The sequence below is a fragment of the Vibrio sp. RM-41-2B genome (assembly GCF_024744415.1).
Lineage (GTDB): Bacteria > Pseudomonadota > Gammaproteobacteria > Enterobacterales > Vibrionaceae > Vibrio > Vibrio diabolicus.
On sequence record NZ_JAMQWD010000006.1, the window covers coordinates 13143 to 36532 of the forward strand.

The 23390-nt window shown below is 47.3% G+C and carries 19 protein-coding genes; 11 read left to right on the plus strand and 8 right to left on the minus strand.

All coding sequences use genetic code 11. The features are described 5' to 3' along the window. Positions 1-344: 344 nt before the first annotated feature. The 5 genes from NB463_RS05155 to NB463_RS05175 all read left to right on the plus strand — a co-directional run bounded on the left by NB463_RS05155 (position 345) and on the right by NB463_RS05175 (position 6959). Positions 345-2060, plus strand: a complete 1716-nt coding sequence (locus tag NB463_RS05155) for a dipeptide ABC transporter ATP-binding protein (RefSeq protein WP_005379108.1) — start codon at positions 345-347, stop codon at positions 2058-2060. A 92-nt stretch (positions 2061-2152) separates the two neighbouring features. Further along, positions 2153-3706, plus strand: a complete 1554-nt coding sequence (locus NB463_RS05160; RefSeq protein WP_104970011.1) for an ABC transporter substrate-binding protein — start codon at positions 2153-2155, stop codon at positions 3704-3706. A gap of 145 nt (positions 3707-3851) precedes the next feature. Further along, the gene (locus NB463_RS05165; protein ID WP_031780394.1) at positions 3852-4829 is read left to right on the plus strand and encodes an ABC transporter permease; all 978 of its coding nucleotides are present in this window, start codon (positions 3852-3854) and stop codon (positions 4827-4829) included. 2 nt (positions 4830-4831) lie between these two features. Continuing rightward, positions 4832-5788, plus strand: a complete 957-nt coding sequence (locus NB463_RS05170; RefSeq protein ID WP_005394358.1) for an ABC transporter permease — start codon at positions 4832-4834, stop codon at positions 5786-5788. Between the two features lie 157 nt (positions 5789-5945). Beyond that, the gene (locus NB463_RS05175; protein ID WP_258430553.1) at positions 5946-6959 is read left to right on the plus strand and encodes an SPOR domain-containing protein; all 1014 of its coding nucleotides are present in this window, start codon (positions 5946-5948) and stop codon (positions 6957-6959) included. Positions 6960-7035: 76 nt separating this feature from the next. Here the strand turns inward: NB463_RS05175 and NB463_RS05180 are convergent, their stop codons facing one another. The 6 genes from NB463_RS05180 to NB463_RS05205 form a co-directional block, all read right to left on the minus strand. Next, the gene (locus tag NB463_RS05180) at positions 7036-7179 is read right to left on the minus strand and encodes a hypothetical protein (protein ID WP_012841245.1); all 144 of its coding nucleotides are present in this window, start codon (positions 7177-7179) and stop codon (positions 7036-7038) included. Further along, positions 7169-9490 (minus strand): acid phosphatase, encoded by a 2322-nt coding sequence (locus NB463_RS05185; RefSeq protein ID WP_258430552.1) that lies wholly within the window; start codon positions 9488-9490, stop codon positions 7169-7171. Before NB463_RS05185 ends, NB463_RS05180 begins: the two co-directional genes overlap by 11 nt. Positions 9491-9752: 262 nt before the next feature. After that, entirely contained in the window at positions 9753-11312 is a 1560-nt protein-coding gene (locus NB463_RS05190; RefSeq protein ID WP_258430555.1) for a hypothetical protein, read from the minus strand. A gap of 2 nt (positions 11313-11314) precedes the next feature. Then, positions 11315-11887, minus strand: a complete 573-nt coding sequence (locus tag NB463_RS05195) for a sigma-70 family RNA polymerase sigma factor (RefSeq protein WP_005394366.1) — start codon at positions 11885-11887, stop codon at positions 11315-11317. A 2-nt stretch (positions 11888-11889) separates the two neighbouring features. Beyond that, positions 11890-13374, minus strand: coding sequence for a chromosome partitioning protein ParA (locus NB463_RS05200; RefSeq protein WP_258430548.1), 1485 nt, complete (start codon positions 13372-13374; stop codon positions 11890-11892). 13 nt (positions 13375-13387) lie between these two features. Continuing rightward, positions 13388-14740, minus strand: a complete 1353-nt coding sequence (locus NB463_RS05205) for a serine/threonine-protein kinase (protein ID WP_085343348.1) — start codon at positions 14738-14740, stop codon at positions 13388-13390. Between the two features lie 219 nt (positions 14741-14959). On the opposite strand from NB463_RS05205, the gene NB463_RS05210 reads away from it, so the two are divergent. From NB463_RS05210 to NB463_RS05225, 4 genes are all read left to right on the plus strand, one after another. Then, positions 14960-15967 (plus strand): LacI family DNA-binding transcriptional regulator, encoded by a 1008-nt coding sequence (locus NB463_RS05210; protein ID WP_005394370.1) that lies wholly within the window; start codon positions 14960-14962, stop codon positions 15965-15967. A 55-nt stretch (positions 15968-16022) separates the two neighbouring features. Further along, positions 16023-16958, plus strand: a complete 936-nt coding sequence (locus NB463_RS05215) for a LysR family transcriptional regulator (protein WP_005455215.1) — start codon at positions 16023-16025, stop codon at positions 16956-16958. Positions 16959-17227: 269 nt separating this feature from the next. Continuing rightward, the gene (locus NB463_RS05220; RefSeq protein WP_005455212.1) at positions 17228-17632 is read left to right on the plus strand and encodes an SMR family transporter; all 405 of its coding nucleotides are present in this window, start codon (positions 17228-17230) and stop codon (positions 17630-17632) included. Beyond that, positions 17629-17958 carry an SMR family transporter gene (locus NB463_RS05225; RefSeq protein ID WP_005478614.1) on the plus strand — a complete coding sequence of 110 codons (330 nt, stop codon included), beginning with the start codon at positions 17629-17631 and terminating at the stop codon, positions 17956-17958. The genes NB463_RS05220 and NB463_RS05225 overlap by 4 nt, the downstream gene beginning before the upstream one ends. Before the next feature lie 901 nt (positions 17959-18859). On the opposite strand, the gene edd is transcribed toward NB463_RS05225, so the two are convergent. Both edd and NB463_RS05235 read right to left on the minus strand, forming a co-directional pair. Then, positions 18860-20656 (minus strand): phosphogluconate dehydratase, encoded by a 1797-nt coding sequence (gene edd, locus NB463_RS05230; RefSeq protein ID WP_258430547.1) that lies wholly within the window; start codon positions 20654-20656, stop codon positions 18860-18862. Further along, positions 20656-21180 (minus strand): gluconokinase, encoded by a 525-nt coding sequence (locus tag NB463_RS05235; RefSeq protein ID WP_005467756.1) that lies wholly within the window; start codon positions 21178-21180, stop codon positions 20656-20658. Before NB463_RS05235 ends, edd begins: the two co-directional genes overlap by 1 nt. A gap of 153 nt (positions 21181-21333) precedes the next feature. On the opposite strand from NB463_RS05235, the gene NB463_RS05240 reads away from it, so the two are divergent. Further along, complete coding sequence (locus tag NB463_RS05240) at positions 21334-22710, plus strand: GntP family permease (protein ID WP_012841240.1); 1377 nt, start codon at positions 21334-21336, stop codon at positions 22708-22710. Positions 22711-22719: 9 nt separating this feature from the next. After that, a complete protein-coding gene (locus NB463_RS05245) occupies positions 22720-23331 on the plus strand; it encodes a bifunctional 4-hydroxy-2-oxoglutarate aldolase/2-dehydro-3-deoxy-phosphogluconate aldolase (RefSeq protein ID WP_258430546.1) in 612 nt (203 codons plus the stop codon). Positions 23332-23390 lie beyond the last annotated feature (59 nt).

Genomic DNA, 23390 nt, shown 5'->3' on the forward strand with positions numbered 1-23390 from the left:
TAAATGTTAATAATTGCACATGAATAGTATGGTTAATGGTCCTGGTTGGCTCGTGCTTATTTTTAGAGCATTTTTCTAGTTTTATTGGTGCATGGCGCACAAAAATAGTGTGATATGAAAATGGTTAAATACTTGTTAATGCATTTTTATTCGCTCATTGTGCGTTTATTTAATGTTTTCTCGGCGGAATATACTTTAATTGTTGCTTTTTTGTGTGATTTTTGCCAAATTGTTTCCGCATTAAGATTTCAGAGTATTATTCTGAATTTGAACGGATTCATTCAGGTGATGAATGGTGCCTTTGGCGCGATTCGATACCACAGACAAGGCAGTAGAGGTCTGAAATGTCACTATTAGAAGTGAAAAACCTTCGTATTGAATACCCATCCCGACACGGCGTTCACGCTGCCGTGAAGTCACTTTCTTTTCATATTGAACGTGGTGAAATCGTGGGTGTTGTTGGCGAATCAGGTGCGGGTAAATCCACCGTTGGTAACGCCGTTATTGATTTGCTTAGCCCTCCAGGTCGCGTTGCTAGCGGCGATGTTTTCTTGGATGGAGAAAAAATTTCTGGTTTATCACCAGAAGCGATGCGTAAGGTTCGCGGATCGAAGATTGGTTTTATTTTCCAAGATCCAATGACCTCACTTAACCCACTTTTTACGGTTGAGCAGCAGCTGAAAGAGACGATCCACGCCAACATGAAAGTCTCTGATGAAGAGGCGTATCAGCGTGCGCTTTCTCTGATGCAGCAAGTTGGCATCCCGCAGCCAGAAAACCGCTTAAAACAATACCCACACCAATTCTCTGGTGGTATGCGTCAGCGTGTCGTCATTGCGATTGCTCTGGCTGGTGAGCCAGATCTGATCATCGCCGATGAGCCAACCACGGCACTGGACGTATCAATCCAAGACCAAATCCTCAACTTGATCCGAGAATTGTGTATCAAGAATAATGTCGGCTGTATGCTGGTTACTCACGATATGGGTGTGGTCTCCAACGTCACTGACCGCGTCGCGGTAATGTATCGTGGTGACTTGGTGGAGTTTGGACCAACAGCCAAAGTGTTGGGCGATCCTGATCACTCCTATACTCGCAGTCTAATTTCAGCCGTTCCACGTTCAGACAGAAAGCTCGATCGCTTCCCTTTGGTCAGCTACATCGAAGAAGCGGCAGAAATGGAGCCTCTCGACATTAAGAATCACTGGCTAGGACAAAGCCAGGATGAGCGCGAGTACACAGGCCCGCTTTTGGACGTGAAGAACGTTAATCTACGCTTTGTCACCAAAGACTCTTTATTTGAAAGCCGTCGCGAATACGTGCAGGCATCCAATAATGTGAGCTTTGAAGTGCATGAAGGCGAAACCTTTGGTTTGGTGGGTGAGTCTGGCTCTGGTAAATCAACCATTGCGCGAGTTATTGCTGGTTTATACCAACCTAACTCTGGTCAGGTGAAGTTTGAGGGTATTGACCTGACAGCTTTAACCTCTGAGAAAGAACGCCGCCCAATGCGTCGTCAAATGCAGATGGTGTTCCAAAACCCGTATACCTCAATGAACCCTCGTATGAAGGTATTCGATATTATTGCTGAGCCAATCCGTTTTCATAAACTGACGAAAAACGAGTCGGAAACTCGCCAAATCGTGAATGACCTTCTCGATCATGTTGGTTTGGGTCGCATGGCTGGGCTTAAGTACCCTCATGAATTCTCCGGTGGTCAGCGTCAGCGTATTTCTATTGCGCGTGCGTTGGCGACTCGTCCTCGACTTTTGATTTGTGATGAACCGACCTCAGCACTGGACGTATCGGTACAGGCACAAATTCTAAACTTGCTGAAAGATCTGCAAAGTGAGCTGAACTTGACTATGTTGTTTATCAGCCACGATTTACCTGTTATTCGTCAGATGTGTGACCGAGTAGGTGTGATGCAAATGGGTACACTTTTAGAAGTAGCACCAACAGAACAGTTATTTACGGCACCCCAACACGAATACAGCAAAAAATTGATTTCTCTGATGCCTGAATTTACAGGCTTGCGAGAAGAGATCGAGACGGCATAAACCAAGCACCTCGCTTGGCTAACCTTTAGTCATAACAAAGACGCAAACACAACAACAAGGGATCCGTATCCCCGCATGAAGGAGTTATGCAAATGAAAACCATGAAAAGCAAATTAGCAGTGGCGCTAATGGCGGCGGGCCTAAGCTTTAATGCACTGGCAGCAGATATCAAAGTTGGCTACGCAGCTGACCCAGTATCGCTTGACCCACATGAGCAGCTATCAGGTGGCACACTGCAAATGTCACACATGGTATTTGATCCGTTAGTTCGCTTTACTCAAAAAATGGATTTCGAACCTCGTCTAGCAGAGAGCTGGGAGCGCATTAACGACACTACCGTTCGTTTTAAATTGCGTGAAGGTGTGAAATTCCACTCTGGTAATACCCTAACGGCTGACGACGTTGTATGGACGTTTGAGCGTCTACAAAGTTCTCCTGATTTTAAAAACATTTTCGACCCGTACGAGAAAATCGTCAAAGTGGACGACAACACGTTCGATCTTGTAACCAAAGGTCCTTACCCACTAGTGCTGCAAACTGCAACGTACATTTTCCCTATGGACAGCAAGTTTTACACGGGTAAAACAGCAGACGGCAAAGACAAGTCTGAACTAGTGAAGCACGGTAACTCATTCGCATCGACTAACGTTTCTGGCACGGGTCCGTTCATCGTGACATCACGTGAGCAGGGCGTAAAAGTGGAATTTGAACGCTTTAAAGATTACTGGGACAAAGAGTCGAAAGGTAACGTTGATAAGCTAACGCTTGTTCCAATCAAAGAAGATGCGACTCGTGTAGCTGCGCTACTTTCTGGCGGCGTTGACATGATTCACCCGGTAGCACCAAACGATCACAAACGTGTGAAAGACGCAGACGGCATCGATCTAGTCACGCTACCAGGTACTCGTATCATCACGTTCCAACTAAACCAAAACAGCAACGAAGCACTGAAAGATGTTCGCGTTCGCCAAGCGATTGTTCACGCAATCAATAACGAAGGCATCGTGAAGAAAATCATGAAAGGCTTCGCAACGGCAGCTGGTCAGCAAAGCCCTGCAGGTTACGTTGGTCACGATGACAAACTGGTTCCTCGCTACGATCTGAAGAAAGCGAAAGAGCTGATGAAAGAAGCAGGCTACGAAGATGGCCTAACGCTAACTATGATTGCGCCAAACAACCGCTACGTAAACGATGCGAAAGTAGCGCAAGCGGCGGCGGCAATGTTGTCTAAGATTGGCATCAAGGTTGATCTGAAAACTATGCCAAAAGCGCAATACTGGCCTGAGTTTGATAAGTGTGCGGCAGACATGCTGATGATTGGTTGGCACTCGGATACAGAGGACTCGGCAAACTTCAACGAGTTCCTAACTATGACTCGTAACGAAGAAACCGGTCGTGGTCAGTACAACTGTGGTCACTACTCAAACCCAGAAATGGACAAAGTAGTAGAAGCAGCTAACGTTGAGACGGACCCTGCGAAACGTGCAGCAATGCTGAAAGGTGTCGAAGCGACGCTATACAACGATGCTGCATTCGTACCGCTACACTGGCAAAGTGAAGCATGGGGCGCGAAGTCTAACGTGAAAGCCGCAGACATCGTGAACCCAATGGTAATGCCTTACTTTGGCGACCTAGTTGTCGAGTAATCATACTTAGTCATGACAGAGAGGGGCGCCAGTCCTTCTCTGCTTTCGACACTTGGCTCGGTTTATTTCAGTCGGATTGAGCCAGTTTTACAGACTGAATTTTCTCTCTAAGTTTAGAGATCTATGGATAGTTAAGGGGCAAGGAATGTTTTCGTTTCTGGTCAAGCGCCTGTTTCAGGCACTGATAGTGATGTTTGTGATCAGTTTGGTGGCGTTTGCCATTCAGGACAACCTGGGTGATCCGCTGCGTGAGCTTGTAGGTCAGTCGGTTTCGGAGTCGGAGCGCCAAGCGCTACGTGACGAATTGGGCCTGAACGATCCCTTTATCACAAAGTACACGCGCTTTGTGGGTAATGCACTGCAAGGTGATTTGGGTACATCATACTTTTTCAAGCGACCTGCGGTTGAGGTGATCCTCGATAAGCTGGTGGCAACATTAGAGCTCGTGTTTGGCGCGACGCTCATCATTATCGTTTTCTCTATACCACTCGGGGTGTATTCCGCGATTCACCCGAAGAGTGTCTTTACCAAATTTGTTATGGCGATGAGTAGTGTCGGCATCTCGATTCCGGTGTTCCTAACCGCAATCATGCTGATGTACGTCTTCTCCATCGAACTCGGCTGGCTGCCTTCCTACGGGCGAGGTGAAACCGCTAACGTGCTCGGTTGGGAATCTGGCTTCTTTACCATCGATGGTATTAAGCACCTTATCCTGCCGTGTATTGCGCTAGCGTCTATCATGCTGCCGTTGTTCATCCGTCTGGTACGTTCAGAAATGCTGGAAGTACTGAGCTCGGAATACATTAAGTTCGCCAAAGCAAAAGGTTTGAACTTACAAAAGATTTACTACCAACATGCACTTAAGAACACCATGCTGCCAGTACTGACGGTAGGTGGCGTGCAGATTGGTACCATGGTGGCTTACACCATCCTAACCGAAACCGTATTCCAGTGGCCGGGTACAGGCTTTCTTTTCCTAGAGGCAATCAACCGTGTCGATACACCGTTGATCACAGCTTACGTTATCTTTGTTGGTCTGATTTTCGTGGTAACCAATACCATCGTTGATTTGCTGTACGGAATTATCAACCCAACTGTGAACTTAACTGGAAAAGGAGCTTAATCATGAGCCAATCAAATGTAACACCAGCTCCTGAAGCCGCTCCATCTGCATGGCAGCGTTTTAAAGAGTCGGACTTTTTGTATTACTTCAAGCGCGACAAAGTGGCGATGGCAAGTTTTACGGTCTTTATGATGTTCTTAGTGTTGGCATTAGCTGCGCCAATTCTAGCTCCGACTGACCCGTATGATCTGACGTCTATCGACATCATGGATTCAGAGCTACCACCGTCTTGGATGGAAGAGGGCGATGAGCGTTTTGTTCTTGGTACTGATGAGCAAGGCCGTGATATTTTATCGACCATTCTTTATGGTTCTCGTCTGTCTTTGACGATCGGCTTTTTAGCCGTCGGTCTTCAGTTGATTCTGGGTATCATCATTGGTTTGTCGGCGGGTTACTTCGGTGGTCGTATCGATAGCTTCTTGATGCGCTTTGCGGATGTTCAACTATCGTTCTCAACCATGATGGTGGCGATCATCGTATCGGCCATTTTCAAAGCCAGCTTTGGCAGCGATTTTTACAGCCAATATGCGGTGGTGATGCTGGTGGTGATCATCGGTGTGGCTGAATGGCCGCAATACGCACGTACCATTCGTGCTTCAGTACTGGCTGAGAAGAAGAAGGAATACGTAGAAGCGGCACGAGTGATGGGCTTTAAAGCGCCACGCATCATGTTCCGTCACATCCTGCCAAACTGTCTATCACCAATCTTGGTTATCTCGACGGTACAGGTAGCGAATGCGATCATGTCGGAAGCGGCACTGTCATTCCTAGGTTTGGGTCTTCCTGTTGATCAGCCGTCACTAGGTGCGCTGATCAGCATCGGCTTTAACTACATCTTCTCAGGTGCGTGGTGGATTACTGCATTCCCAGGCATCGTGTTGGTTACACTGGTTCTGGTTATCAACTTATTGGGTGACTGGTTACGAGATGTATTCAACCCGAAACTGTACAAAGGTTAAGAATTTTCCCGCCAAGCGTTGTAAATTCGCTTAATTCCTTCCTAAACTGAGAGCCGGATGCAAATTCCGGCTCTTTTTTTGCTAGTTATTCTTTGTTCACATTTTTTTGGCGCTTTGCCGCCATAATGACCTTACCCACTAATTTAGAGTGAAGTGTATGGAAATGAAGAAGGCACAACACCCATCTCGTATCTTCCAAGCAAGTCTAGCTCTCGGCTTGTTGCTGGTATGCGCCCAGTTTTCTAGCCCAGTATCGGCGGAGGAGTTCCTTTGCCAAGCTACTCAAGCCAGCGAGAAAGAACTGCCGATGCTTGAGAAAACGTGCCCAATTGGTAACGGAGTATGGGGAAAGAAAGTGCCGCAAGGAGGCAACTACCTCTACTGGATTCAATGCGGATTACTACCAAAGCCAATGTCACTCGCGAAAGCAAAGCCGCTTTACAGCAAGATTACGACTGACGTGTGGATGAAGCCGGAGTCCAAAGGTTATCGCTGTTTGATTGGGCCTTACAAAGATCTGTCTGATGCGAGGGGGGATTTGCGAGGAGTCAAAACCTTGTCGAATTACAAAGAGGCGTTCATCCGCGTGGTTGGAAAAGAGAATAAACAGTCTACGACACCATCTAAACCCGCTGTGCCGTCGAAATCAGCCGCATCTTCGGTTAAGCCAACACCGACGGTGACCCCGAAATCCGCGCCAGTTCCTGCCGTGCGAGCTGATACCGACGCCTTTACAGCGCCGGCAGAGAAGTCAAAGACCAAGGCAAAAAATACACGTGATAATTCTTCTTCCAAGCCTGTTGCTAAGACCAAAGCGAAGCCAGTTGTGAGCGGGAATGATGACATTGAAGTTCGGTTGAGAACCTCCTTACAAGGCAAAACGTACGTGGTGCCATACTTACTCGACCACCACAATCAGTTTTACATGGAATACGGCAAGCCGTGGAATCGTCTCAACTACGAAAACTCGCAAAAAGTATGTCAGCAACTGGGTATGAGCTTAGCCAGCCCTGCAGAATTCAAAGTGTTGAGGGCGTCTGGTGTGATGGAAAAAAATCAATGGCCACTGCAACTGCCGTATTGGGGCAAAGGTAAGAAAGGTTTGTTCGCAGATCGTGAGCCAAACCAGCTCACCGGAACCTCATTATTGAACGTAGTGTGCGTGAAATAACGACTCAAATATTGCGGTCAAAAAGATAGAAGAAAGCCCCGAGTTCGGGGCTTTTTTGCGGCCTCAAATATTATCGCTATTTGAGTGGCGTTTCTTTGTGACAGTTAGAGCAGATATACACTTCTTTGATGCCGACCAAGCGTTCCCAAAGCGTTCTGCGTCTTCTACGCAAATGCACGCTATCACAGCAAGGGTTAACGATGGTTGCTTTAGTCATCATCGCCAGGCTCCAAAATCGGGAGCGAACTCGCGATGCTCGTCATGGCTTCTTTGTTGTGAGAGTACAGACCATATTCCGGCGCGGATTCATGACCGTTTTGCTCTTTACTCCAACGAATACCGATGTAGAAGTTACCAAAATCACGGTTGATGTAACGATGACGAGTTTTGTAATCTGACTCTGAGCCTGTTTCTTTTAGAATCAGCAGCTCACGGCCTTCATCACTCTGGATTTCCCAATTACCTGGAGTTTGGAATCCTGTTGGCATGAACGACGTGTAGTTGTAAGTATCAGCGTCGTACTCGTACGTACCTGACGAGTATTTCAGGACTTTGTCGTCGCCCGAGCCTTTACTTTCTACCATCAAGTCATGCTCTACCGTGCCGTGTTTGATGTGTTCTGCAACCGAAAGTGATTCTGCAAATGGTGTATTGCTTGAATCCATCCAGAACAGCTCATCATCTGAGATTTTAACGATCATCTGAGTGCCGTTATGCTCGGTTGTGTGCTGGTACAGCATTTCATACTCTTCGCCGTAGCTGTTGTATAGCTTGCCGTCTTTCAGCTCGACGTCTTTACAGCCTTTATTGTGGTATTCCGCGTAACCAGTTTGTTGGTCCAAATCGGAAAGAATAGCGTAGGCATCGTGTTCCCATGTGTTTTCTAGGAAGTCGCTGATGCTCGCTTTGTACTCTTGATTCATCTCATCATGGTTTGAGCCCCAGCAGAATAGTAGGCCTTCAGAGTCTTGCATCAACATGGCATAGCCAATTTCACCGTCTTTTTGTGCAAAGCTACCCATTTTCCACTCTTGACCGTTGAAGTGCTCGTGAGTGAAGCCCAAAGTCGGCACTACTGGTGGTGGCGTGACGCCTTCGATAACCGTTGGCATGCTGAGCGCAATCTGTACCGCGGTATGGCCATCTGTTGCGCTAATCGCAAGTGCTGCACCAGCTTCGCTCGCTTTTGTCGGTGTGCCTTTAATGGTGACAATCGCATTGTCATCCTCAGATACTGTTAGACCTTCAATGTCCACATAGTCCGCTGAGTAGTCGGTGATATGACCGTCTTTATCTTGGAACAAGCTAGAAATATCGAGCGTTTGTTCAAATACTTCACCTTGTTGTAGGTACCAACCATCAACGATGGACTGTAGACGCGCTTGTTCTGTTTCCACAACCGTTGGTGGTAAGTTTGCCGATTCGATTTCGAACTTAAATACGGTGCTTACCGTACCCAAAACCTTACCTGAAGAATCAATGTCTTGCGCCGTTAGGACGATCTCAAAATCACCAGCTTTTTCTACGATAGCAGTCGGATATAGAACAATCAGATTGCCAGTTTGCGCAACTTCAATGCCTGTGCCTGCTAAGTTGTGCGTCAGTTTGGTTGTCACAAGGTTTTGGTCTTTGTCTGTGAACAGACCTTCGATGTTTAGTTCAACGCCATCAAAGCCTGCGCCTTGTACGATTTTTGGTAATTTGCCAAGCTTATCTTTAGCAGCCTCTTCGACGGTTGCGTTTACGGTTAGCTTGTTATTGATTGCCGTTTCAGGTGCTAAGTTGTCGCTATTTGGGGTCGCGTCAGTGATGATTGGGCGTAGGCTTGCATCATTGATGTTTTCGCCGGATGCGATAAGACGATCGACTTCTTGGTTTGCCGCTTGAGCAAATTCAGTGGCCTTTTTCTCGTAGTTAGCTGGGTTTTGCGCTTTTGAGTCGGTCAGAATCTGAGCGGTTTTATGTAGTTCGGCGTTTTTTGTCGCACCTTCAACAAAATCACTGTACAGATCAATTGGTGCTTCTTCTGAGCCTCCTAGCGCTTGGTTTACCTTGGCTTTTGCGTCCTCTTCACTAATGGATGGATCTTTTGCCATTTCAATCGCAACAAGGTCTGTGATAGGTGAAATCACGTTTGACGATGTTGGTGCACGGAACACGATTTCGTGGGCCATGGCTTGGCCTGGATGATCCATATCAACCGTGTATTTGCCAGCGTACTCTTTAGCATCCAAAGCGATAAGCTGTTTCTGCTTTGCACCGTTTGGTGTAATGGTTTGCAGTGCTAGAGTGTTTTCTGGTTTTGCATCCAATTTAAGCTGACCTTTCTCATCGGTCAGACCAAGGAATGTTTCTAGAGTGTCCCATTGGCCGTTGTTGTTCGTATCTTCAAAAACAACTGCATGTTTGAAGTAGCCGTCAAAGCCTGTGATCACAACACCGTTGTTAGCACTGCTTGAACCACCATCTGAACCGCCACAGCCAGTAAGAGCGATAGCCACTGACGCTGCTAATAAACTCACCTTATTCATTATTCATTTGTCCTTGTTTCGTTTCCGAATGAGAAAGTCGCTTTTTTATTGTTTTTATCTTTCAATCTCACTAGTGAGATTGAAGAGAGTGGTGTCTTTTTAATGACTATTGAGCCTAGGTTCAAGACACGAAAAACCGCACAAAACCCGTAAAATTTATTTCTATTTTTTGTCTATGATGGAAAATTGATAATTTGATCACGGTTCCAGTTTTATTTTGGGGATGATTGTTTTGTCAAAATAACCACCTGTAAAGAAAGGTTTATTGGGTATCGCTAAGGACAGGGGCGTGATAAATCATGTTGATCTTAAATTCCTCAACGCGATCAGCAAATTGAGGATGAGGTTTAAGCACATAACTGTAGACTTCGCCTGGAATGAATATGTCGTAATCTGTGTATTCAAGATTGTAAAACATAAATGTTCGTTGCCAGTAATCATCTGGCCATTCAGCACAATGTATTGGAGTTATGCCGTCAAAATCCATTGAGCTAGAGATAATATCGGCAAACTCTCCTCGCCCCGCTACGATAGAGCTGTACCAGTAAAATAAATAATCATGACAAAATAGGTCATGTTGGTTTGATTTCATATTGAGATCAGAGTCCAGCTTGTGCACTGGTTCGTTACCCTGAACACTTCTATCAAATATGTAGTTGCTAGCAGTCCCGTTTATGTAACCCCCTCCTGAAATGGGAAAGAGGTAGTCAAACAACGTTCCTTGATATTCGTACTCACCAGTGTGGACATTGATGCGTTTTTCCATCGATTGCTTGTTTTTTTGCATGGTATAGCTTTCGAATTGTTTGCCATCAAACACGGTGGTGAAATAGTTCTGAGTCTCTTTATGAACCTGAGATGCGTATACCTTTTTGGTGGTCCAAATTTGGCGTACGCCGTGGACATAAACAATCAACGAGTCATCACTGATTTTGTACTCACCCACCTTTTTTAAGTCTCCCTTTTCAGGACACTGGTGTTTGTTGTTTGAGGCGGCATAACGTACCTCGTCATCCTCAAACTGAAACGCTTCGCAATACACCACTTCATACGCGTACGCGGTACCGCCAAGATTTTGCGTCGTCTCCAAGCGATAGACAGTGTCGCCAATTAACGGGTGTTCCGTGTCATTGTGACCTGGAGTGACAACAGGCAACTCAAAACGTGTTGTGACCCACGCATGGTCGCTGTCGCCGTGGTAATCATCACGCGCCGCTACCGCCAGGTATGTGGTGGTTTTAATGTTCTCTGGTGCACCTAGCACCATCATTTGTCCTTGGTTTAGCACCCTTAATCCATTGGCGTTTTCGAGCCAAATCCGAGTGGTGAGGAGATCACCATCCGGATCTTCAAACAGTTGGTTAAGATTGAGCGAATAGCTAATCGGAGAGTTTTGGTTGAGCTCCCAAGCATAAATAATGGTTTGTAGCTGTTGTTCCACCGTGAGGTTGATGATGGGTTTATTGTTCTCTGATGGGTCCTCTTTTGAGCGGCTGTCTTCATAACCCACAGACGAGTCGTAAAAAGAGCCGTCTTCTGTAGTATGAAATGGGTTCGTAACTGGCCCTGGTTGTCCTAAAATGGCAGAATTGAAGGCGTCATCACCGTCTTTTGTGTGGGCGTTCTCCAACGCAGAACCTGTCAACGCTTGCTTTACTTCAACTAAAGATGTGCGCTCATATTGACGATGTGTTCGCGTGGTTGATTGGCTCGTGCTGTCTGATGAGTCCGCCGCGGATGCCAAGCTGGATTCGTCTGACATGCAGTATACGCCGAGCAAACCGACGCAGATTGTGCCGATTATCCAAAACTTTTTGCTTATCATTACGCGTGCGCCATTCGTGATTGCAACCAACTGCGAGAGAATTTTAGGTCTTTCTCTATTAAGCTCGCGCTGCACTCGAGCAGTTCACTGATTTCTTGGTTTTTCATTCCCATTAAATACTTGAGTTTGAGTGCACTTGATTGGCGTGGGTAACGGCTACTGAAGTTATCCAGAGCTTTATCCATGATGATCAATTGTTCGAAGCGATCTTCTTCATCTCTCATCAACGTAATGTGTTGGCGCTTTTGCGCTTGGTGTGAGCGTGCGTTATCGATCAAGATTTGACGCATCACTTTGGCGGCCATCAAAAAGAAATCACGTTTTGTTTCAATTTCACTCATGTCGCAGTTGGACATCTTCAGGTAAGCATCGTGAATTAATGCCGTGGTGCTGTTGACGCTATCGGCCAATACCTTGTTGTCGGTGCCGTACTTTTCCGCGTTTCGTTCACGCTCGTGTTGGGCGATCTTACGTAACTGCAAATACGCAAATTGGTAAAGCTCACTCTCGGCTTGTTTATCACCAGATTGCCATTGTTGAATGATTTGTGTCAGTGCTACTGCTGTTGCCATGGTTATACATCCTCGCTCACTTTGACAAATTCAGAAATGGTGTGGGTTTCAATGCGATCAGAGCCGTCTCGGTTGCGGAGAACATCTTGTTGATAGCGATATAAAATGCCTTGTTCCCAAGTTGCGCCAGCGGGCAGATATTCCCAAGTGGTGTAATTGATTTCGGCAGGGGTCGTTGACCAACGTACCATGACATTCATTTGCGCAAGCTCGGCTTTGGGTTCGTCATTGTTGACCCACCACATGTCCGCATACTCTTGGGTGACATCTTGGGTGACATCTTGGGTGTATAGGCTTGCGTCGGTTGGACAGGTGTCTGCATTGTGCGGCAGTCGCATGACTTGTTGGTGGCGCATCAATAGGCACGATTGTGTCATGGACTGCTGGTGGTATTGGGTCTGCTGCCATACCCCGAGGTAGTCGATGTCGTGTTCGTTCGTGTTGGGGTAGGTAAACCACAGCATTTCTGTACGATTGTGGTGGTGGATGTTTTTTTTACGCCCAAGGCCTTGTACTTTTTCCATCAGTAGCTCAGTACTTGGATCAAAGTTGAGTGCAACGGAGCGATATTTCCAGTCGCCTTCATCATCAAAGTCTTCGAGAGAGAAGCCATTCAAATCGTTGCGGGTGCATCCAGTGATTGAGCAACCGACGATATTAAACCAATCCGCAAATTTGCTTATCGGCTCGACAATGTCTTCCGTGATAGGGCGCTTCATCGAGAGGAAACAGCCTTGAAAATGGTCGCCAACGCTTGGATGTTCAATCAATGAATCTTTGGTGATGGTGAATCGAGTTTCACCAAACGGAGGGCGATATTTAGGATGATGTTGATAACGTAAATCGTAAGCACAAGCGCGGCCTTGCCAATCTTTCTTTTTGATCACGATGTTTTTGAACGTCATGCCGCGAGGTTCGAAGATGATCTCATCTGAGGCAAAGTTTTTCTCAATGTACAGCTGGCTTTCGTTTAAGTGCTCGATTGCCTCATCGACAGACACCCAGTCGAGATTGAGGTGACGTTTGGCGTCATCCAGATAATTGAGGTCAAGGCCCTTGAGCTGGTTTTGAAAGCGAGCATCAGACAACACGCGGTTGGCTAAGACAATTTCCTTTCGATTCTCAGGTGTGCTGTCGAGAGAGAGCAGCAGGCGCGTCATATTGATGCTACGACTGGGTTTGGTTGTTGCCATCGTCGGTGTAAGCACTTCTTGGCTCGATAAGGTTGTCAGCAGATACCCCTTATCATCGTTGCCAAGGAAGAAGCTAATCACATCACCAGGTTGGTAGTGAAATGCCCCTTGTTGGGTAACGCCAGTGATATTGGAACTGGTTTTGTAATACAAGCCAGTCACTGGTGCATCGATAAAGTAGCCTTGCTTCAAGGTTGAAGTGGGCGGGTGTGAAGTGGCAGCATAAGTGTCTGCTGCTAACGTGGAGGTAGCCGTCAATGCAGACAGCCAAAATACCACTGAACGTGTATACATTTTGTTTTAAGCCTTATTGGTTGGTGCTGTCCTCAGACGCACAATTTGGCTGACAACTCATTGGAGTAGTTAGGTGCTTCTTTGGCACCGGTGTCATCATCGCCAACAACATTTTTTGTTTTATATGTTTGGGGATATCTGGATTAGAGAGTATCCGCCTTCGTGTTAACTCCATCATGGAGCTCACCGAGAGGTGTTCGACATTCTGCCCCTTCGCGTGGAAGATAAGGCGGGTCATTTCGTACATCATATCTTCTGCAATCTTCTTCTCTTGTTGCAGTTGGATATTCTTTTGCATCATGGCGCTGCCAAATAGCACACCTGAGAGCACGATGATGCCTGACAATGCAGAAGCAAGAGGGCGCCGTTGCACCAAGCGAAAGGCGCTATACAACGGCCAGTGTTTTTTCTGCTCGATAGGGCGACGTTCGATAATTCGCTCGATATCAATGCGTAGCGCTCGCACATCTGGGTATCGCACTTGGGTGGCTGGACGCGTCGCCCGTCTTATCACCCAATACACATCAGACCAAACCGCTGGTGACGGAAACATCAACGCGAGGATTTTGCCCAATGAATAAACATCGCTTTGTTCTGTCAGTACTTGTCCTGCCTGTTGCTCAGGGCTGGCAAAATTTTGGCTAAACGCAATCAGTGCCGAGGGTGCTCCCTCTCGGGTGGAGTGCGCTTTTTGAGTTAAGTTGAAGTCGAGCAGTTTGGGTCGTTTGCTACGATCAATCAGTATATTTTCTGGTTTTAGATCGGCATGCAAAACATGATGCTGGTGGGCGTGCTCCATCGCCTGACAAATCTGCTTAAACAGCAGCAGTTTTTCTGTCTTTTCCAGCTTATTTTCTGACAGGTATTCATCTAAGGTTTGACCAAATACCCGCTCCATCACGATGTAAACTGAATCTTGATGAAGGCCGCCATCAAACACTTTCGCTATGTATGGATGGTTTAGGCGCGCGAGCAGTTGTGCCTCATCGAAGAGTGCACGTTGTCCCAGCACATTACTCAAATTGCTTTGAATAAACTTGATGGCCAGATCTTGTTCGAACGTTTCATCTGCACGTAGGGCGGCGTAAACGACACCCATGCCACCGCGACCCAACTCATGAGTTAGGCGATACTTACTGATGACTTCTCCGCTTAGATCGACGTCTCGGTTCGTAGCCTGGTGAGCACCAAAGTAAAGTAACTGCGTTAGTTGTTCTTCAGGTGTCTCGTGGGCTAAAAGAGGAACGAGTTGTTGATACAGCTCAGGTTGACTTTGTTGCAATGCTTGGAGGTATTGCTGCTTTTGGGAGTCGTCCAGATCAAGCAAGTGATAGTAAATCTGGGTTTCGCTAGAGCCTAACTGCACTGTGCCTAATGTCTTATTCTTTTAGGTACGGCATTTTATAAGAACTTTGATATAAATGTCATTTATTTATTCGGCTTTGACTCACAATGTATGAAACGCAATTTGGTGGCTAATAGAATAATAACGTCATGATTTTGCGAATTATTTTCACTGAGCTTGTCGGCAGAGACTCTATTCGTCATAATGTTACTTGTAACATTACTGATAAATCACATATTTATGGCTCAACAGAATAAGAAAACTCGCACGACATTGCAGGATGTCGCAGACCAAGTTGGCGTCACGAAGATGACGGTTTCACGTTATATGCGTAACCCTGAATCGGTGGCAGAAAAGACTCGGGCCAAGATTGCGACTGCGATTGAAGAGATGGGATACATCGAAAACCGCGCCCCCGCTATGTTGTCAAAGTCGTCCAGTAAAGCCATTGGTATTTTACTGCCCTCATTGTCCAACCAAATTTTTGCTTCCTTTGTTCAGGGCATCGAGATGGTGACCAAAGCCAATGGCTATGAGACGCTTTTAGCGCATTTTAGCTACGATGAGCTTGAAGAAGAACGCAAGATCGCGTCATTACTCTCTTATCAGGTCGATGGACTTATTCTAACTGAAAGCCATCACACGCCGCGTACATTGCAAATGATAAAAAATGCAGGGATCCCTGTAGTGGAAACCATGGAACTACCACCAAAGCCGATTGATATGGCGGTTGGGCTAGATCATGAAGATGCCTCGTACACGGCGGTTAAGCAGATGCTAGATTCAGGTAAGCGTACAATCGTTTATTTTGGGGCGCGTTTGGATACGCGAACCAAGCTGCGTATGCAAGGTTATGATCGCGCGATGACGGAAGCAGGGCTAGAGCCTAAGCACGTATTAACGGGTGACCACTCTAGCTTCTCTTTAGCGCATGATTTGCTTGAACGCGCGCTAGAAACTCACCCAACGCTTGATGGCGTATTCTGTACCAACGACGACATCGCGATAGGGACCATGCTGAGCGCGCAACAACGTGGCATTCAAGTTCCGCAGCAGCTGGCGGTAGTGGGCTATAACGCGCTGGATATTGGTCAAACCATCAGCCCGAAACTGACTAGCGTCGATACACCGCGTTTCAAAATCGGTGAAAAGAGCGCAGAGCTTTTGATCGCGCGTCTGAAAGGTGAAGCGCAAGAAGAAAAAGTGGTTGATATGGGGTATCAAATTACCTCAGGAGAGAGTGTTTAACTCGCAGTTAACCGCTCTTCGTATTCGCTCATCAATGGTATTGGCAGGTTAGGGTATGGCACATCAGCTGGATGCATTGGATCTCAACTTAATGCGTTTATTAAAAGCCGTGGTGGAAAACCGCAGCATCAAGCTGGCCGCAATGCAGCTTGGCATTTCTCAACCGAGCGCCAGCCGCGGCGTAATGAAGCTTAAGCAAGTGTTTGATGACCCGCTATTTGTGCGTAAAGCGCATGGGGTAGAGCCATCTCCCATGGCGATTCGCCTTGCCGCCGAATTCGATAACATGATTGCACCACTGGAAAAAGTGGTGCAAGAGTTTGAAGTATTCGACCCTCAGCAATATCAAGGACAGATCGCGATTGTAACCGACCCTTATTTGATGGATGAACAAGGGCAGCGATTGCTAACTGGCTGCCATCGAGCGTTCCCTAAAGCGCACTTTGCCTTTTCCAGTTGGAACAGTTACTCGCACGATGAAATGCTCGAAGGTGAGCACGATTACTGCATTCTTGACCAAGAGACCGAACTGTCGAAAGACATTTACATGCGCCCGTTATTCGTTGAAAAACGAGTGATTTTGGCGCGTAAAAACCATCCGACCTTGTCGAAAGTCAGCAATGATTGGGACACGGTCTCCAAGCTGCCCCTTGTTTCTTTGCCTGCGCCCGCGTCATATAAACCGCTTTGTACCGTGGAGTCCGAGTATCGCCGCATGGGCTATGAGCCCGTGGTGTTATTGAAATCCTATAATTTGCGCGTGGCTTGCCAAATGCTGCAAGAAACCGACGCAATTATGTATGCCAGTCAAAGCTCGGCATTGTTGATGCCGGAACTGGCGTCTTACGCAATGCCACTCGTCAACCGTGAGTTCAGTCAGTTTGTGGTCTCTGGCGGTTTCCTTCAAACCAACCGCAACCATCCTTTGCACAGACACCTGCATAAAGTGGTGCGACAAACCCTCAATACGCCGCTGATTTTTACGCAGTGACGTCACTTTATGGCATCGGCTGAATGAGAGAGCTGGTGCTTTAACCTTTTCAGTATTGTGTGATTACATAGACAACTTACTTCTTAAGATATTCAAAAATGAATATCTCAATTACCTGTCTCTTTTTCCTACCCAGCGCTAACCTTATCTCAAATAGTCAGGAGAAGTGGCTCATTTTTATCTTTTTAACTTTTTGAATGTCGATACAGGTACGCGACATTCACCATTCTCCGTTATGCATTTTTTTAATTTCTGATGGAGGATTAATCATGCTAGTTGCACGTCTATTTTTATTGCTCGCCATCGTTGCCGAAGTGGCTGGCACCAGCACTATGTCTCTTATCGGACAAGGGCACGGGTGGTGGGGCTACATCGTAATGTATGTGCTGATCGCAATCTCTTACTACTTTCTCGCGTTTGCCGCGAAGAAAATATCGATCGGTGTGGCATACGCTGTCTGGGAAGGGTTGGGTATCTCGTTGATCACCGTGGTGTCGATCATCGCCTTTGATGCCAACTTAAACCATCAAGAGCTGTTTGGTTTGATGTTAGCCGTTGTCGGCATTGTGTGTGTGACTTTAGGGGAATCACACGATCAACCTAACGCTGAGAAAAACGCCGATAAACCGGCAAAAGAACGTTCATTTTCTGCTAGTACAAGGTGCGAATCATGAGTCAATTTTTTACGATGTCATTTGGATTTGTCGTGATGGCTGCCTTGGTCGATATCATGGCCAATATGGCGCTGACACGCTCAAAAGGTTTTAAATACAAAGGCTGGGGCATTGCGGCGATTGTGTTGGTACTAACAGCATTCACGCTGTTGGCACAAGCGGTTAAAGAGATCGATTTAGCCATTGCTTACGCCTCTTGGGGCGCGATCGGTATCTTGGGTACCGCAGTGGGTGGTGCCTTGCTGTTTAAGCAGAAACTCAAGCCAATCGGCTGGTTTGGTATCTTTGTGGTGATTGCTGCGGTCGTAGTGATGAAGACCGCTTGATGTAATTTACTGAATGCTAGATATCGTCATTCTGAGCAGCAAGAGACGAGCGTGATTCAGAATCTACCAACAAAAAAATGCTGTGGAAGAGGTGTTTTCTCTTACTTCACAGTACGTTGATAGTAGATTCCTGATCTCGCTTAGGCTCGTCGGAATGACGGATTCATTAGTTTATTGAAAAAGAAAAATGACCAATCCCACATCTCGTCATTCTGAACAGCGAGGGACGAGCGTGATTCAGAATCTACCAACAAAAAAGTACTGTGGTAGAGGTATTTTATCTGGCTTCACAGCACGTTGATAGTAGATTCCTGATCTCGCTTAGGCTCGTCGGAATGACGGACTAATTCGTTTATTGAAAAAGAAAAATGACCAATCCCACATCTCGTCATTCTGAACCGCGAGGGACGAGCGTGATTCAGAATCTACCAACAAAAAGTGCTGTGGCAGAGGGGTTTTCTCTGGCTTCACAGCATTTTGCTATTAGATTCCTGATCTCGCTTAGGCTCGTCGGAATAACGGATTCATTCATTTATTTAAAAAAGAACAGTGACCAATCCCACATCTCGTCATTCTGAACCGCGAGGGACGAGCAAGGTTCAGAACCTACCAACAAAAAAGTGCTGTGGCAGAGGGGTTTTCTCTGGCTTCACAGCATTTTGCTATTAGATTCCTGATCTCGCTTAGGCTCGTCGGAATGACGGACTAATTCGTTTATTGAAAAAGAAAAATGACCAACCCTAAAGTTCGTCATTCTGAACAGCGAGGGACGAGCGTGATTCAGAATCTACCAACAAAAAAGTGCTGTGGCAGAGGTGTTTTCTCTGGCTTCACAGCACGTTGATATTAAATTCCTGATCTTGCTTAGGCTTGTCGAAATGACGCGGTCTTTCTTCTCGCCTTAAACAATGAAGCTTGCGCCTTCTTCTGCGCTAGAGACGTTTTGGCGGATCACGCTAAACAAGCCTCGTCCCCATGTTTGTTGGGTACATTCGGTGTCGAAATGAATCAACTCGCGACCAGTGGTATCGCTTAAGTTGTTCAGTTCGCCCGTTTGGCAATCCAGACGAATCAAATCCCCGTTGCGCACCAAACCAATCGCGCCGCCACGAATGGCTTCTGGAGAAACATGAATCGCAGACGGAATTTTACCTGACGCGCCAGATAAGCGACCGTCAGTAACCAGCGCCACTTTAAAGCCCGCTTTTTGCACGTTACCTAAAATTGGCATCAGCTTGTGCAGTTCAGGCATGCCGTTTGCCGCTGGGCCGTTGTGTGTGACTACAACGATGCAATCTTTGTTCAGCTCACCACGTTTGTACGCGGCTTCCACTTCGTGTTGGCATTGGAATACGATCGCTGGTGCAACAATCACGCGTTGCTCTTCTTTCACCGCAGACACTTTCACCACGGCTTTGCCCAAGTTGCCAGTCAGTACGCGAGTGCCGCCAGTGTTTTGGAAAGTGGCGTCCGGTTTGGCGATCACGTCACCGTCTTGGCTGCCTTGGCACGGTGTCCAAGTCAGTTGGCCATCGATAAGGCTCGGTAGCGTCATTTGGTCTTCAAATTCACCAAACACGGGTTTCACATCGCGATGCAAAAGCTCGGATTGGTTCAAGCGGTGCAATAACGCAGGCACGCCCCCCGCGTCTTGGAACGCGTTCATATCGGCTGGGCCGTTCGGGTAAACGCGAGCTAACAAAGGAACCACATCCGACAGATCGCTGATGTCTTGCCACGTGAGCAAGATGCCAGCAGCACGCGCCACGGCGATCATATGAATGGTGTGATTGGTGCTGCCGCCAGATGCAAGTAGAGCGATGATGCCGTTGACCAAGCTCTTTTCTGTGACCACCTCGGCCAGCGGACGGAAGTGTGCAGAACCCGCCGTCATTGAGGCGATTTTCAGAGCCGCGTGATCGGTTAACGCTTTACGCAGTTGGGTATGGGGATGGATGAATGCCGAACCTGGCAGCATCAAGCCCATGGCTTCGAACACCAACTGGTTGGTGTTGGCGGTGCCGTAAAACGTACACGTACCCGCAGAATGGTAAGCGCGACACTCCATATCCAGCAGAGCGTCTTTGCCGACTTCTCCCGCTGCGTATTTTTGGCGCACGTCGACTTTCTCTTCGTTGCTGATGCCTGTTGCCATCAGACCCGCTGGTACAAACGCAGTCGGTAGGTGCGCGTAAGACAGTGCGCCCATCAGTTGCCCCGGGGCAATTTTGTCACAGATGCCAAGCAGTAATGTGGCATCAAAGACATTGTGGCTCAAAGACAACGCCGTTGATTGCGCAATTAAGTCACGCGAAAACAGCGACATATCCATGCCTGCTTGACCTTGAGTCACCCCATCGCACATCGCTGGCACACAACCTGCGACTTGCGCTGTATGGCCGTAGTCCGCCAGCACTTTTTTGATTTGTGCTGGGTAGTCTTGGTACGGCTGGTGGGCGCTCAACATGTCGTTGTAAGCGCTGATCAGCGCGACATTGGCATGAGTAAAATCGAGAATATTTTTCTTTTCAGAAGAGCAAGAAGCGGCGACTGCATGGGCTAAGTTACCACAAGATAAACCAACACGGCCTTTGCCAGCTTCGGCTTGCACTTCGGTGCGAGCAAGAAACGCAGCGCGCGCTTCACGGCTGCGCTCGGTCAAACGTTGTGTGACCTCAAGAACAACAGAGTGAGTCATTACGCCACCTCGATCGCTTGCATTTTGATTAGCTCAGCGGCAGAGCGTTCCACCACGTCGCTGATGTCTCCGTCGATACTGACGATCAGAGTTTGAGGCTCGTTGTCTGGGCGCTCTAGCGTCTCGAATTGGCTCTTCACCATGTTTTCTTTCATGAAGTGGCCTTTGCGCATACGCATGCGATTAAGGATCAACTCCATATCGCCATCAAGGAACAGGAAGGTCACGTTGTCGTTGCCTTCGCGGATCTGATCGCGGTAAATCTTTTTCAGTGCTGAACAGACAATAATGCCGTGTTCGTTTTTGCTTTCTAGGCTGTACGCCGCATCACGAATGCGTTCTAGCCATGGCTTGCGATCATCATCGTTCAGAGGCTGGCCCGATGCCATTTTCTGAATGTTCGCTCGTGGATGAAGATCATCACCATCAATGAATTTACGCCCTAGCTTTTTCGCTAGATGCTCACCAATTGTGCTTTTACCACTAGCACAAACGCCCATAACGATGACACTACTACCAGCCATAACTTATCCTCATAACCAAATTTGCGCGTGATCTCAATTTTTGAATTCACTTTAAAATATGGGTTTATCTTATTCATGTTATCGGTAACATGTTACCGGTAACTGAAATAAATGTGAACCATAACACAAACAATAATTCTTAAAGGTGAACCTATGGAGCAATTAACCCAAGCCCCAGATCCTACGTTCCTACTGACGATTGCAGGCCTTGCCATTGCAGCGTTACTCGTTCTGATCATTAAACTGAAAGTCCATGCTTTTGCTTCCCTTACTATGGTGAGTTTAGGCACAGCAATCGCCACTGGCGTTCCTTCTGAGAAAGTCGTATCGACCATGATGGGTGGCTTCGGCGGCACTCTGGCTTCCGTGGCATTGCTGGTTGGTCTTGGTGCGATGATCGGTAAAATTCTTGAAGTGACTGGCGGTGCGAAAGTGCTGGCAGACACTTTGATTGGTCGCTTTGGTAAAGAGCGCGCACCATTTGCTTTGGGCGTCGCTTCATTACTGTTTGGCTTCCCAATCTTCTTCGATGCTGGCCTTGTAGTGATGATGCCAATCATCCTAAGTGTGGCGGCTCGTTTTGGTGGCTCACCAATTAAATACGCGTTGCCTGCTGCCGGTGCTTTTGCGGTTATGCACGCGTTTGTTCCACCACACCCAGGTCCGGTTGCAGCGGCAGAATTCCTTGGCGCAAACATCGGTCTGCTATTGGTGGTGGGTATTTTGGTTGCTATTCCCACTTGGTACCTTGGCGCTTACTTATTTGGCTTGTACGCGGGCAAAAAATTCGATATTCCACTATCTAAAGCCTTCTTTAATGGCGAAGCGATGGTGGATGAGCGCAACGCACCAAAATTTGGCACGGTTATGACCATCCTTGTGCTGCCAGTCCTGCTAATCTGTTTGGATACGGTATTGAACACACTGGCGGTTGCGGGTGTGATTGATGGCAAAACGGCACTGGTTGAGTTCCTACGTATGTTAGGTAAAACCCCAGTCGCGTTGCTGATTACTTTGATTGTCTGTCTGGCTGTGTTTGCCAAAGACTACGGCATGGCAAAACTAGAAAAATTGTGTGGTGAGTCATTGGCTCCTATCTGTGGTGTTATCCTAGTAACGGGTGCAGGTGGCATGTTTGGCGGCGTACTGCGTTCAAGCGGTATTGGTGATGCACTGGCTGACGTTCTTACAGACACAGGTATGCCTGTGATTGTGGCGGCGTTTGTGATTTCAACCTGTCTGCGTGTTGCTCAAGGCTCGGCAACCGTAGCGCTAACCACGACGGCGGCTCTTATCGCGCCAGTTGTGGCAGCATCAACAGGTTTGAGTGAACTAGACCTTTGCTTTATCGTAATCGCGATTGCGGGTGGTGCAACGGTACTGTCTCATTTCAATGACTCTGGTTTCTGGTTGGTATCTCGTCTGCTTGAGATGGATGAGAAAACCACATTAAAAACTTGGACGGTAATGGAAACGTTACTTGGCGGTATCGCGTTTATTATCGTCGCAACATTAAGCTTTATTCTTTAGAGGTTCCCCATGACAACACTTGAACAACGATTAAGAGAAATCAAAATCGTCCCAGTTATCGCAATCAACGACGTAGCACACGCTCTGCCACTGGCAAAAGTGTTGGTTGAAAACGGTTTACCATGTGCGGAAGTGACATTCCGCACCAAAGCGGCGGCGGAGTCGATTCGCATCATGCGTGAAGCGTACCCAGAACTGTTGATTGGCGCGGGCACCGTTCTGACCACAGAACAAGTCGACATCGCAATCGAAGCGGGCGTGGACTTTATCGTTAGCCCAGGCTTCAACCCGACCACAGTGAAATACTGTCAGCAACGTGGCGTGACCATCGTACCGGGTGTCAACAACCCAAGCTTGGTTGAGCAAGCGATGGAAATGGGTCTGCGTACGTTGAAGTTCTTCCCTGCTGAGCCATCAGGCGGCGTAAACATGCTGAAAGCACTGACGGCGGTTTACCCAGTTGAATTCATGCCAACAGGTGGCGTAAGCCCATCCAACGTGGAAGATTACCTAGCGCTGAAATCGGTTGTAGCTTGTGGCGGTACGTGGATGGTGCCAACCGCAATGATGGACAACGGCGATTGGAAAGGCATTGCTGAATTGGTGCGCGCAGTTAAGTAAAACGCACAAACGGCTCCGAAATGCCCCCGAACGTTAGAAAACGTGATACGAAAAAGGGT